The 13,339-nt window shown below is 45.4% G+C and carries 6 protein-coding genes, 1 tRNA gene, 2 rRNA genes and 1 riboswitch; of the genes, 6 read left to right on the top strand and 3 right to left on the bottom strand.

The genetic code is table 11. The annotated features are described in order from the left end of the window. From JQC93_RS16775 to metH, 5 genes are all read left to right on the top strand, one after another. Positions 1–86: ribosomal RNA gene (locus JQC93_RS16775) — 23S ribosomal RNA — on the top strand; the annotation flags it as partial. A 103-nt stretch (positions 87–189) separates the two neighbouring features. Further along, positions 190–305, top strand: a 5S ribosomal RNA gene (gene rrf, locus JQC93_RS16770). 43 nt (positions 306–348) lie between these two features. After that, positions 349–425: transfer RNA gene (locus tag JQC93_RS16765), tRNA-Asp, on the top strand. Between the two features lie 352 nt (positions 426–777). After that, positions 778–1,719, top strand: a complete 942-nt coding sequence (gene metA / locus JQC93_RS16760) for a homoserine O-acetyltransferase MetA (protein WP_205159528.1) — start codon at positions 778–780, stop codon at positions 1,717–1,719. A gap of 96 nt (positions 1,720–1,815) precedes the next feature. After that, entirely contained in the window at positions 1,816–5,484 is a 3,669-nt protein-coding gene (metH, locus tag JQC93_RS16755) for a methionine synthase (protein ID WP_328836997.1), read from the top strand. Positions 5,485–5,543: 59 nt separating this feature from the next. Here metH and lysC read toward each other — a convergent pair whose 3' ends face one another. Further along, the gene (gene lysC / locus JQC93_RS16750) at positions 5,544–6,893 is read right to left on the bottom strand and encodes a lysine-sensitive aspartokinase 3 (RefSeq protein ID WP_205159526.1); all 1,350 of its coding nucleotides are present in this window, start codon (positions 6,891–6,893) and stop codon (positions 5,544–5,546) included. A 73-nt stretch (positions 6,894–6,966) separates the two neighbouring features. Continuing rightward, a riboswitch (Lysine riboswitch) is annotated at positions 6,967–7,140 on the bottom strand. A 164-nt stretch (positions 7,141–7,304) separates the two neighbouring features. Between lysC and JQC93_RS16745 the strand changes: the two genes are divergently transcribed. Beyond that, positions 7,305–8,432, top strand: a complete 1,128-nt coding sequence (locus JQC93_RS16745) for a pyridoxal-phosphate-dependent aminotransferase family protein (RefSeq protein WP_205159525.1) — start codon at positions 7,305–7,307, stop codon at positions 8,430–8,432. A gap of 188 nt (positions 8,433–8,620) precedes the next feature. Here JQC93_RS16745 and JQC93_RS16740 read toward each other — a convergent pair whose 3' ends face one another. Both JQC93_RS16740 and uvrA read right to left on the bottom strand, forming a co-directional pair. After that, positions 8,621–10,408: a PglL family O-oligosaccharyltransferase gene (locus JQC93_RS16740; RefSeq protein WP_205159524.1), complete on the bottom strand. Its 1,788-nt coding sequence runs from the start codon at positions 10,406–10,408 to the stop codon at positions 8,621–8,623. A gap of 51 nt (positions 10,409–10,459) precedes the next feature. Continuing rightward, positions 10,460–13,288: an excinuclease ABC subunit UvrA gene (gene uvrA / locus JQC93_RS16735; protein WP_205159523.1), complete on the bottom strand. Its 2,829-nt coding sequence runs from the start codon at positions 13,286–13,288 to the stop codon at positions 10,460–10,462. Positions 13,289–13,339: the final 51 nt, after the last annotated feature.

Raw genomic sequence — 13,339 nt, 5'->3', positions numbered from 1 at the left:
CGAGACTAGAACGTTGATAGGCAGGGTGTGTAAGTGCTGCGAGGCATTGAGCTAACCTGTACTAATTGCCCGTGAGGCTTAACCATACAACACCCAAAGGGTTTTGATGGACTCAAATAAGAATATTGAATGTGTGATAACTTTTACTCTCTGTTATAGAGAAGCAGCTTTCCGAATTTTAAAATTTTGCTTGGCGACCATAGCGTTGTGGACCCACCTGAACCCATGCCGAACTCAGAAGTGAAACGCAATAGCGCCGATGGTAGTGTGGGGTTTCCCCATGTGAGAGTAGGACATCGCCAGGCTTTAAATTAAAGTGATACTTGCTTAGGCGAGTAATACCACTGCGGAGTGGTAGTTCAGTTGGTTAGAATACCGGCCTGTCACGCCGGGGGTCGCGGGTTCGAGTCCCGTCCACTCCGCCACCATTAGAAAAACCCAGTACGAACGTGCTGGGTTTTTTGCTATTTATCATTTGCTCATTTAATCAACTGCTTACGACTTACTACCGTTACATTCCGCTGTCGCGAAATGGGACGGTATCAGCGGAATCAGGTCGATACCGGCCCGTTTGCGCACGTGCAAACGTACCGGTAGCAAAATGGACTGCCCCAATACTTCATTATCTCATTCTCACGGTAAAAGATTTTTACAACACAATATGTCATTCAACCAAGCCCTCTTTCTACCAGTAACTTCTACTAAATTACGGCTCGACATTAATACCTTGATCATATAGATTGGAAGTATAGACGTCTAAACGCTTATAGGAAGAGCATGCCGATTCGAATTCCAGACAAATTGCCCGCAGCAGAAACGCTACAAGAAGAAAATATCTTTGTTATGAGCGAGTCTCGCGCATCGACACAGGAAATACGTCCACTAAGAGTTCTGATCTTAAACTTGATGCCAAAGAAGATCGAAACAGAAACGCAATTTCTTCGCTTGCTATCCAATAGTCCTTTGCAAGTCGATGTTGAACTGCTTCGTATAGACAATCGACCTAGCAAGAACACACCAGAAGAGCATTTAGATACGTTTTATCGTCAGTTTGAAGCAGTGAAGCAGCGCAACTTTGATGGATTGATTATCACTGGAGCACCTTTGGGCTTGGTTCAGTTTGAAGATGTCATTTACTGGGATCACCTCCAAAGCATAATGGATTGGGCTAAAGATCATGTAACCTCAACACTCTATGTATGTTGGGCAGCTCAGGCCGGCCTTAAATTGCTGTTTGATTTGCCAAAACGTACACGAAAGCAAAAACTATCTGGCGTGTATCATCATCAAATTCACGACCCGCACCACTCACTTTTACGAGGTTTTGATGATGAGTTCTTGGCTCCTCATTCCAGGTATGCGGACTTTTCACCAGAGTTTTTGAGCGAACAAACTGACCTCGATATACTGGCAACCTCGGAGCAAGCAGGCGTCTACTTGGCATCAACTAAGGACAAGCGCAATGTCTTTGTTACTGGTCACCCAGAATATGAATCACATACCTTACATCATGAGTATGTACGTGATGTCGGTGAAGGTATGGAGCCGGATGTCCCAGTGAACTATTATCCAAACAATGATCCCGAACAATCTCCACGAGCAAGTTGGAGAAGTCATGGGCACCTATTGTTCAGTAACTGGCTTAACTATTGTGTTTATCAGCAAACACCTTACGATTTGGACCATTTCTCGGAAGAGAACTTTACGAAAGACGAATAGTCGCGAAGCAATAACACGCAAAACTATAATGATGATCACCAAGATCAGTATTCGCGACTACAGACAGACATGATGACTTCAAGGATAAGCAGTACAGTGTTAGAACGTTCTATATTAGAAGCCGAATTAAAAAAGCGCATTCATATCATTGACGGTGGTATGGGGACAATGATTCAAGGATACTCCCTAGAAGAAGAGGACTATCGTGGCGAACGCTTTTCTGATTGGCACAGTGACTTAAAAGGGAATAATGATCTGCTGGTGTTAACACAACCGCAGATCATTAAATCTATTCACAATCAGTACCTAGAAGCGGGTGCCGATATTCTTGAAACCAACACGTTTAATGCCACAACCATTGCCATGGCCGATTACGACATGGAATCGTTGAGTGCAGAGATAAACATCGCAGCAGCAAGATTAGCTCGTGAAGCAGCGGATGAATGGACAGCTAAAACACCGCATAAGCCACGTTATGTTGCCGGTGTATTAGGTCCGACCAACCGCACCTGCTCCATCTCTCCAGATGTAAATGATCCAGGCTATCGTAATGTTTCCTTTGATGAGTTAGTTGAAGCTTATAGCGAATCAACCAGAGCGCTCATTGAAGGAGGTTCAGACCTAATTCTTATTGAGACTATCTTCGATACGTTAAATGCAAAAGCTTGTGCTTTCGCCGTTGACTCAGTGTTTGAAGAAATTGGTCGAAAACTCCCTGTCATGATTTCGGGAACCATTACCGATGCTTCAGGACGAACCTTGTCAGGGCAAACTACAGAAGCTTTCTATAATGCCTTAAGACACGTTGAGCCTATTTCGTTCGGTCTAAACTGTGCTCTAGGGCCAGATGAACTGCGTCAATATGTAGAAGAGCTTTCTAGGATCAGTGAAACCTTTGTTTCTGCGCACCCTAATGCGGGTCTGCCTAATGCCTTCGGTGAATATGACCTAGAAGCGGAAGAGATGGCTTCTCACATCAAGGAGTGGGCTGAAGCTGGATTCTTAAACTTAGTGGGTGGCTGTTGTGGTACCACACCTGAGCATATACGACAGATGTGCATCGCGGTAGAACAAGTCACACCTCGAGCCCTTCCAGACATAAAAGTTGAATGCCGATTATCGGGTCTTGAACCACTGAGTATTGCCAAAGAATCACTGTTTGTGAATGTTGGCGAAAGAACCAATGTAACAGGCTCTGCACGTTTTAAGCGTTTAATCAAAGAAGAGCTGTACGATGAGGCGTTAGAAGTCGCTAGGCAGCAGGTCGAGAACGGTGCTCAGATCATCGATATCAACATGGATGAAGGCATGTTGGACGCTGAAGCCTGTATGGTACGTTTCCTAAACTTATGTGCGTCTGAGCCTGAAATTTCAAAAGTCCCAATTATGGTTGACTCTTCTAAGTGGGAAGTTATCGAAGCCGGCTTGAAGTGTATTCAGGGCAAGGGCATTGTTAACTCAATTTCTCTCAAAGAAGGCAAACAGAAGTTCGTTGAGCAAGCCAAGCTGATCCGCCGCTACGGCGCTGCAGTGATTGTAATGGCGTTCGACGAAGTCGGGCAAGCTGACACCAGAGAGCGAAAACTAGAAATCTGTACTGAGGCCTACCGAGTTTTAGTTGATGAGGTTGGTTTTCCTCCAGAAGATATTATTTTTGACCCTAACATTTTTGCGGTTGCGACAGGTATTGATGAGCATAACAATTACGCCGTCGATTTCATTGAAGCGGTTGCAGACATTAAGCGAGACCTACCCCATGCGATGATTTCAGGTGGCGTGTCCAATGTGTCATTTTCGTTTAGGGGCAATAACTATGTCCGTGAAGCCATCCATGCCGTGTTCTTATACCACTGTTTTAAAAATGGTATGGACATGGGGATCGTTAACGCAGGGCAATTAGAAATCTATGACAATGTCCCTGATAAACTGCGCGAAGCGGTTGAAGATGTTGTGCTTAATCGACGTGATGATGGTACAGAGCGTCTATTAGATATTGCGGCAGAATACGCCGGTAAAGGTGTAGGTAAAGAAGATGATGCCAGCGCATTAGAGTGGCGTGGTTGGGAAGTTGAAAAACGCCTAGAGCATGCACTTGTTAAAGGGATCACCGAGTTTATTGTCGAGGATACAGAAGAAGCGCGTGCTAAAGCAAGCAAACCACTTGAAGTGATCGAAGGTCCGTTAATGGACGGTATGAATGTGGTCGGCGACTTATTTGGCGAAGGCAAAATGTTCTTACCTCAAGTGGTAAAATCTGCGCGAGTAATGAAGCAGGCTGTTGCCTACCTCGAACCATACATTGATGCCGAAAAACAAGCTGGGCAAACTAACGGCAAGATTTTGCTCGCGACAGTCAAAGGTGATGTTCACGATATCGGCAAGAACATTGTCGGCGTAGTGCTTCAGTGTAATAACTACGAAATCATCGATCTTGGCGTCATGGTATCTTGTGAAAAAATACTCAAAGTCGCGAAAGAAGAAAACGTCGACATCATCGGACTTTCGGGGTTAATCACCCCATCTTTGGATGAGATGGTGCATGTCGCCAAAGAGATGGAGCGTCAAGGTTTTGATTTACCGCTGTTAATTGGTGGTGCAACAACCTCTAAAGCCCATACAGCTGTTAAGATAGAGCAAAACTACTCACAGCCTGTGGTATACGTGAATAACGCTTCACGGGCCGTAGGCGTGTGTTCGTCTTTGCTATCGAGCGAACGTAAGCCTGAATTTGTCGAAAAGCTAGCACTTGATTATGACCGAGTGCGCGATCAGCACGCCAGAAAGAGACCTAAATCGAAACCCGTTACCCTTGATGTCGCGCGCCAAAATGCAGTCGACATCGATTGGCAAAGCTATAAACCACCGGTTCCAAATACTTTAGAGCCCGTAGTTATTGAAAATATCGACATCACAATACTGCGTGAGTATATCGACTGGACTCCGTTCTTCATGACCTGGAGTTTAATGGGTAAATATCCAGCGATCTTAAACCACGAAGAAGTTGGCGAAGAAGCAAAGCGCTTGTTCAAAGATGCAAATGACTGGTTAGATAAAATCGAGAAAGAAGGGTTGCTTAAAGCCAGTGGTATGTGTCAATTGTTCCCCGCGAACCGTGTGGATGATGACATAGAGGTTTACACAGACGAAACTCGTACCGTTGTCGCCAAGACCCTGTTTAACCTTCGACAGCAAACAGAGAAGAAAAAAGGGGCGAACTATTGCATCAGTGATTACGTAGCCCCTAAATCATCGGGTGTTGCTGACTATATTGGCGCGTTTGCGGTGACGGGTGGCATTGGCGAGCGTGAATTAGCCGACAGCTACAAAGCACAAGGTGACGATTACAATGCCATTATGGTTCAAGCGGTTGCTGACCGACTAGCAGAAGCGTTTGCGGAGTACTTACATCAGCAAGTAAGAATTAAGCATTGGGGTTATGCCGCGGATGAAAATCTGAGTAACGATGACCTTATCCGTGAAAAATACCAGGGCATTCGACCAGCACCTGGCTATCCAGCTAATCCTGAGCACACTGAGAAAGGGAGCTTATGGGAGCTGATGAATGTTGAGCAAACCATCGGTATGGAGTTGACGTCGAGCTACGCAATGTGGCCGGGTGCATCGGTCTCTGGCTGGTACTTCTCACACCCAGACAGTCGTTACTTCGCGGTAGCTCAAATTCAACAAGACCAACTGGAAAGTTATGCTGAGCGTAAAGGGTGGGATCTTGTCGAAGCTGAAAGGTGGCTAGGCCCTAACCTGTAATTGAAAAAAGAGCAGGTGATTACCTGCTCTTTTTAGTTCGAACGTTAGAGTTTTGAGCGCTACTCAAATAGCTCTTGATGCAGCTGCTGAACCGCCAATCGTGCATCGGACTCCGCCATTAGAAAACACAAGTTGTGATTACTTGCTCCGTAGCAAATCATTCGTAAATTGTACTCTTCTAAGGTGCTGAAGATCTGCTTAGCGGTACCGCGTGCTTGGCCCATATTGTTCCCTATAAGCGCAACTAAGCTAAGATTTTGTTCGACCTTAACCGAGCATAGTTGCTCAAGCTCAGCTTGTGCGGCTATAGGTAACTGTGGTGCACCACCAGCGGTGTTGGTTTGATCCAAAGTGAGAGAGACGCTCACTTCTGACGTCGTAATTAAATCCACCGATACTTTATGTTTTGCCAATATTTGAAAGACCTCGGCCAAAAAACCGTAGGCTTGATACATATTGATGCTTTTGAGCGTAACCATTGTTTGGTTTCCGCGTAAGGTCAACGCTCTAAATAGCGGTGCGCTAGCAACGCGATCACGGATCCAAGTTCCACCTTGTTCTGGCGCTTTGGATGAACCTACAAATACCGGAATATGGTGGCGAAGTGCAGGCAAAAGCGTTGAAGGGTGCAATATTTTGGCACCAAAGTTAGCGGCCTCAGACGCTTCACTAAAGCTGATTTCTGGTATCGGCTTCGCAGCTGGTGCAATTCGTGGATCGGTGGTGTAAATACCAGGGACGTCGGTCCATATTTCCAGACCAGCGGCATTAATGGCCTCAGCAATCAGCGCAGCACTGTAATCACTGCCACCGCGGCCTAGTGTTGTTGTAGACCCTTCTGAGTCCGAGCCAATAAACCCTTGTGTAATAACGACGGATTGCTCGCACAATGGCGAAAGTAGCTTTTGAGCCTGCTCGCGGGTTTGCTCAAGGTCTGGCTCTGCACTGCCAAACAGTGAGTTGGTTTTCAATACGTCTCGAATATCAAATCGAAGTGACTCGACACCATGCTCAACAAAGACTTGTGTGAGAAGGTGAGTAGACATTAACTCACCGCAAGAGACTAAATGATCCGTCAGTTTTAAGTTGGGCTGCAAAGAAGCGGATTCAGCCGCTTGAGTGATACTGACGATGATCTCGTCTATTGCCTCAGTAACTTCACTCGGCTGTTGCAGCTGATCGATCACGGCTACATGAATGCCTCGAATTTTTTCAATAATGCTGCTTCGCTCGTTAGGATCAGCAACGCCATTGGCAAGTTCAACGAGAAGATTAGTTACACCAGAGCAAGCGCTGCTGACGACAAGTTTTGTATAGGGGTTGTTTTTGACAATGGCTGCACAACGGCTCATTGCTGTAAAGTCGGCGACACTGGTACCACCGAATTTAGCGACATTGAATGCGCTCACGCGAATCTCCTAATTCCTTTAGACATGGCAAAATAATGTAGATGCAGAGAAAAGGAGCGTGGGAGTCACGTAAATTCTTAGAAGCTCATCGCTCTTTGGATTGAGCGACAGTTGCTAGGATTCAACCTAAACACCCGATATCGACTTTCCCCAAAATCAACACCTCGGCACTGCTCCCCCTGAGTAATTTGTTTTGGAGTGGGGCTCCACAAACTACCTACCTGGGCAATGCTCCTCTTCTGCATTTGATGTCTTCATTGAACTTGCTCAGCATAGTTATGTCAATGCTGATTAGCTTGAATTTGCAAATAAATTAAAAATATGATGTGGTAGGACCACTACTAGAGTCGTATATAAATTCAGCGACCAACTTTTTACCCTTAATCTACCCAACGTGAAACAGGAAAAGTTATGCACATAGAGAGCTTCTACCCACCTAAGCGCACCCTTATGGGCCCAGGACCATCAGACATATCCCCTCGAGTACTTCAATCCTTAAGTCGTCCAACTGTGGGACACCTTGATCCCCTGTTTATAAAGATGATGGATGAAGTGAAGTCGTTACTGCAGTATGCCTTTCAAACTAAAAACGAATTTACTATAGCTGTTTCTGCACCTGGGAGTGCAGGGATGGAGACCTGCTTTGTCAATTTGATAGAGCCAGGTGACAAAGTAATAGTTTGTCGTAATGGGGTGTTTGGCGAAAGGATGCGTGAAAATGTAGTTCGAGTTGGCGCGGAAGCGATCCTTGTCGACAACGAGTGGGGCGAACCAGTTGACCCACATGCCGTTGAGAAGGCACTACAAAACAATCCTGGAGTAAAAGCCGTAGCCTTTGTTCATGCCGAAACCTCTACCGGGGCACTCAGTGATGCCAAATCCATCGCTGCTATTGCGCAGCAATTTGGCGCATTGAGCATTGTTGATGCGGTAACGTCTTTAGGTGGCGTATCGCTTTTGGTCGACGAGTGGGGGCTAGATGCTGTCTATTCCGGCAGCCAAAAATGCTTATCTTGTGTGCCGGGCTTGTCACCTGTCACTTTCTCCCCTAAAGCTGTAGAGGTTATGAGTCAAAGAAAATCTCCAGTGCAAAGTTGGTTTTTAGACCAAAGTTTAGTCTTAGCTTACTGGAGTGGGGAAGGTAAACGTAGCTATCACCATACTGCGCCTGTTAATAGCCTTTATGCGCTGCATGAAGCGTTAGTGCTATTGCACACTGAAGGTTTAGAAAGTGCGTGGCAAAGACACAGCGATATGCATGAAAAGCTTAAGAAGGAGCTTGAATCTCTCGGTATTGAGTTTGTCGTGAATGAAGAGCACCGCTTGCCTCAACTCAATACAGTAAAGATCCCTGCTGGTGTCGATGACGCTCAAGTAAGAAACCAGTTGCTGCAGCAATTTAACTTAGAAGTGGGCGCTGGTCTTGGAAAGTTTTCCGGCAATGCATGGCGGATTGGCCTAATGGGTTATGGCGCTCGAGAAGAGAATATTGCATTGTGCATACAAGCTTTGCGCGAAGTCTTATCCCAATCGAAGTAATTAATTGGTCCGAAATTTGTGACGGAGAAATCGCTGAGAATAAGGCAAAAATTGCTGTAGGTAGTTAGTCTACCTACAAAATCTTTAACGCCGTTATCAGTGATTTTAACGAGCAAGTATGATCAGGTAATTGCTTTGGTTGGTATTACCCAGATAAAGACTATTGAGGGGCCCATTATGGCTCCTTTTTACTGTTGCTCTGCCATAGAGTTCACGGCAGCAGACTCTGCTGCGCTGTTAATAGCGTTGAATTTGCTGATCACTTCATCAATATCATAGTTTGGAAACAGGTACTTTGATTCCTCACGAATTCTCTGAGCATTCGTAGGTTGATCAAGACCTTCATAAGCCATAACCATGTTTGCGTAGAAAGCAGGGCGTGGAGTTAGTTTAACTTGCTCAAGTGACCAATCGACAAAGCGTTGCAGCAAGTCGTGGTTTCCCGTTTTAAGCCCAATACTGAGTAAGTGTGCATGAATGTCCCAGTCCAAACGAAGCTGCCACACGATGGGGTTGGTTACTTGGTCAAGAAGTTGAGGAACCGGTTTTTGGGCGTATTCGAATTTTCTTAATATATGGTTCGATTGAAGCGTTGTCGCCATAAATACGACGATGACTATCGGTAACACAAGACTGGATATTTTGCATGCAGAGCTACTAAATGAGCTTATGGTCGCGGTCTTATATCGCCCTGACTTTTGGTCAACCCAATAAAGTAAAACGATAAATGTAATCCAATGGATCGCTGAGTGGTAAAACGGATACTCCAACTGAGCGTGAAAAGCGATAGGCAGTAATAACGCAAAAATGGCCAACCTAGTACCGTGCCGTAATGACATGATGCGTTGAAGCGTAATCAGGGTCACCAACAAGATAGCGATAATCGGCAAGATACCGCCTTCAACCCCCCAAAACATTATTTCGTTGTGCGGGTGATCCAGTGATGGAATACCCGGTGGATAATCGTTATTGAGTTGATGTTGTCGGGCCGTATATAGAATATATTGCGACTCGAATTGTCCATAACCATATCCACTGATGGGTTTTTCTATCATCATATCTATGGTTTGTGGAAAGGTGATGTTTCGTGCACCTTTTAGGCTGAGCTTATCTTCCACAAAGTCACTTTGCCCGCCATTACTGAGTAACACCGATCCCAGTGCTAGCCCAATTGCCAATGCTGATAGCCAAAAGGTAACGCGTCGTTTGGTAGAAAAACGAACTAAATAGGGGATGATCAAAACCACCCCGATAGATGCAGCTATCCAACCTGTTCTTGATGCAAGAACTACAATCAATGGCACCGAAATGATAGGTATGGAGTAGAGAAATAACGTTTTACGCAATCGTGAGTCATACTTTTTTTGAGGTTGCCTTGCTAACAGATATCCGGATACGATCAGTCCAGTTGCAAGAAAGCTAGCCATTACATTAGGCTGCTGAAAGATACCATAGGGTCTATTTTTGAGAGTGTTGTAGCCGAACAGATTCCCAGGCTCTAAGACCAAATATTGAATCACACCAAAAATGCTTTCAATAAAGGCTGCGATCACGATAAACCACAATAGGCGCTGGCGTTGTGCGTTCGAGAACCTAAATTGTTGAAACAATAAGAACAGCAGAAAACCTGCCCATAAACCGATCAAGCGGCTTGTCGCGTTAAAGCCCGACTCTAACGAGTATAGAGCTGGAACTGTTAGCAGAATACAGCCGACCAGTAATATTAGGGTTAGCTTGGTATAACGAACATAGCCACTACGCGCTATTTGATACAACCCAACTCCGAATGCCCCTGACATGCAAATCCATGTTGCAGGGTTAAATGAAAGCATTAGGCCAGAGCCACCTGGGTTACGCATGAAGTAATGCATACCCAATATAAAGGTAAGGCCGATATAGAATAGGAAGCGATTATTTAGCGGCAGGGTAACGGGCTTTCTGTCTAGCTGTGTACCTTGAGTGATCAGTGTGGCCATTACTTTCCTATAGTGCATCCCTAACGGTGGAATGCACTATAGTAATAGATATTAGCGAGATAACATAGGTTTAAGGAAAGTCGCAGTGTGAGAACCTTTCACTTTAGAAACTTTCTCAGGCGTGCCTTGAGCGATGATCTCACCACCACCACTGCCGCCTTCGGGGCCGAGGTCGACAATCCAGTCAGCGGTTTTGATCACATCCAGATTATGCTCAATGACCACAACGGTGTTGCCATGGTCACGTAGACGGTGCAGAACGGTTAACAGCAATTGGATATCATGGAAGTGAAGCCCTGTTGTTGGTTCATCTAAGATATACAGTGTTTTACCTGTATCGCGTTTAGATAATTCACGCGCAAGCTTCACTCGTTGCGCTTCGCCACCAGATAGTGTTGTCGCAGCTTGCCCTAATCGTACATAAGACAAGCCGACGTCCATAAGCGTTTGAAGTTTACGCGCCATCACAGGAACAGGTTCAAAGAACTTATGCGCATCTTCAACCGTCATCTCTAGAACTTCATGGATAGATTTTCCTTTGTACTTCACTTCTAGAGTTTCGCGGTTGTAACGCTTGCCTTTACAGGAGTCACATGGCACATACACGTCTGGCAAAAAGTGCATTTCTACCTTTAATACACCGTCACCTTGGCAAGCTTCACAGCGTCCACCCCTAACGTTAAAGCTAAATCGACCGAGTTTATAACCCCTTGAACGAGACTCTTGGGTGCCTGCAAACAACTCGCGAATAGGCGTGAAAATACCTGTATAAGTTGCTGGATTCGAGCGAGGCGTTCGTCCAATTGGGCTTTGATCAATGTCGATAACTTTATCGAAATGTTCAAGACCGGTAATTTTCTTGTACGGCGATGGAACCGCTGTTGTCGCACCGTTAAGTTCGGTATGCGCAATCTTAAAGAACGTGTCGTTGATCAACGTAGATTTACCCGACCCCGATACTCCTGTCACACAAGTAAACAAGCCAACAGGAAGCTCAAGATTGACGTTATTTAAATTATTTCCTGATGCACCATTAAGTTTTACAACCTTTTTAGGGTCCATTTTGGTCCGCTGCTTGGGTATTTCAATTTCTTTTGCACCACTCAAGTACTGCCCCGTCAACGAGTTTGGGTTGTCCATTATTTCTAGCATGGTCCCTTCTGCGACGACATTACCACCATGGACGCCCGCACCTGGACCGATATCGATGACGTGATCAGCGGTTCGAATGGCATCTTCATCGTGTTCAACCACCAATACAGTATTTCCTAAGTCTCGAAGATGGGTAAGTGTTTTTAGTAGTCGTTCATTGTCTCTTTGATGTAAGCCAATTGACGGTTCATCGAGAACATACATCACCCCAACAAGGCCGGCACCGATTTGGCTAGCAAGACGAATACGTTGTGCCTCACCTCCCGACAAAGTTTCAGCGCTGCGTGAAAGGTTGAGATAATTGAGTCCAACGTTGACCAAAAAGTGCAGGCGGTCATTGATTTCTTTTAAGATTTTGTCGGCAATTTTTGCCTTTTGCCCTTCAAGAGACAAAGAGTCAAAAAACGTGACAGCTTCAATAATGCTCATTTCGACAATATCGGGCAGTCGTGTATCGTCGACGAAAACATTTCTGGCTTCAGTACGTAGCCTCGTACCACCACAGCTGTTACACGACTTCGTAGAGATGTACTTAATCAGGTCCTCTCGTACGGCATTGGACTCCGTGTCTCTGTAGCGGCGCTCAAGCGTATTCAGTATGCCTTCAAATGGATGGGTCTTTACACGAATATCGCCACGGTCATTAATGTATTTAAACTCAACTTGAGTACGACCAGAGCCATTCATTAAAATGTCTCTTACCTTCTTTGGTAGAGATTTATACGGTTTGGTTAAGTCAAAACCATAGTGTTCGGACAAAGAGGTTAGCATTTGGAAGTAATAATAGTTTTTTCGGTCCCAGCCCTTTATCGCACCATCGGCAAGGCTAAGGCCCTCATCCAGAATTACCCTAGACTCATCAAAATATTGCTGTACGCCTAACCCGTCACACGTGTGGCATGCTCCCGCAGGGTTATTGAAGGAGAACAATCTAGGCTCAAGCTCTTGCATGCTATAGCCACAATGTGGGCACGCAAAGTTGGCAGAAAAGACAATTTCATCTTTATTTGGCTCATCCATCCAGCCGATAGAGGCAACGCCACCTGAAAGCTCCAATGCAGTCTCAAACGATTCAGCCAATCGTTGCTGTAAGTCACTTCTCACTTTGAAACGGTCGACGACCACTTCAATGGTGTGCTTTTTATGAAGTTCTAAGGTTGGTGGATCCGATAGGTCACACACCTCACCATCAATTCGAGCTCGGATAAAACCTTGAGCGGCAAGATTTTCTAGGGTCTTTACGTGCTCACCTTTTCTTTCCTGAACCACAGGAGCAAATAGCATCAACTTGCTTCCTTCTGGCTCTTCTAGAACCTTATCTACCATTTGACTAATGGTTTGCGCGGTCAGTGGAACTTTATGATCAGGACAACGTGGCTCCCCAATACGGGCGTAGAGCAAGCGTAAGTAATCGTAGATTTCGGTAATGGTACCAACCGTTGAGCGTGGGTTATGTGACGTCGATTTTTGCTCAATAGAAATGGCTGGAGACAACCCCTCAATATGGTCAACGTCGGGTTTTTCCATTAGCGATAAAAATTGACGTGCATAAGCGGATAACGACTCAACGTATCGTCGTTGCCCTTCAGCGTATAACGTGTCAAACGCCAACGAAGATTTACCTGACCCCGATAGTCCCGTGATAACTACAAGCTTATCGCGCGGGATGGTAATGTTAATGTTTTTAAGGTTATGCGTGCGGGCGCCGCGTACGTCAATGGTTTCCATTTGAGCTTCTCTAGCTGAATTTCAGTCCGAATTGCTCAAGTATTACATAGA

Origin of the sequence: Vibrio ulleungensis (genome assembly GCF_016900875.1) — a bacterium.
GTDB classification, from domain to species: domain Bacteria; phylum Pseudomonadota; class Gammaproteobacteria; order Enterobacterales; family Vibrionaceae; genus Vibrio; species Vibrio ulleungensis.
The sequence above is the reverse complement of the archived record's forward strand: the minus strand, read 5'-3'. Positions and strand labels throughout refer to the sequence as shown.

What these genes read in the sequence shown, in the direction of transcription:
- metA (WP_205159528.1), top strand. Translation starts at nt 778, where the DNA reads ATGCCGATTCGAATTCCAGACAAATTGCCCGCAGCAGAAACGCTACAA.
- JQC93_RS16745 (WP_205159525.1), top strand. Translation starts at nt 7,305, where the DNA reads ATGCACATAGAGAGCTTCTACCCACCTAAGCGCACCCTTATGGGCCCA.
- JQC93_RS16740 (WP_205159524.1), bottom strand. Translation starts at nt 10,408, where the DNA reads ATGGCCACACTGATCACTCAAGGTACACAGCTAGACAGAAAGCCCGTT.
- uvrA (WP_205159523.1), bottom strand. Translation starts at nt 13,288, where the DNA reads ATGGAAACCATTGACGTACGCGGCGCCCGCACGCATAACCTTAAAAAC.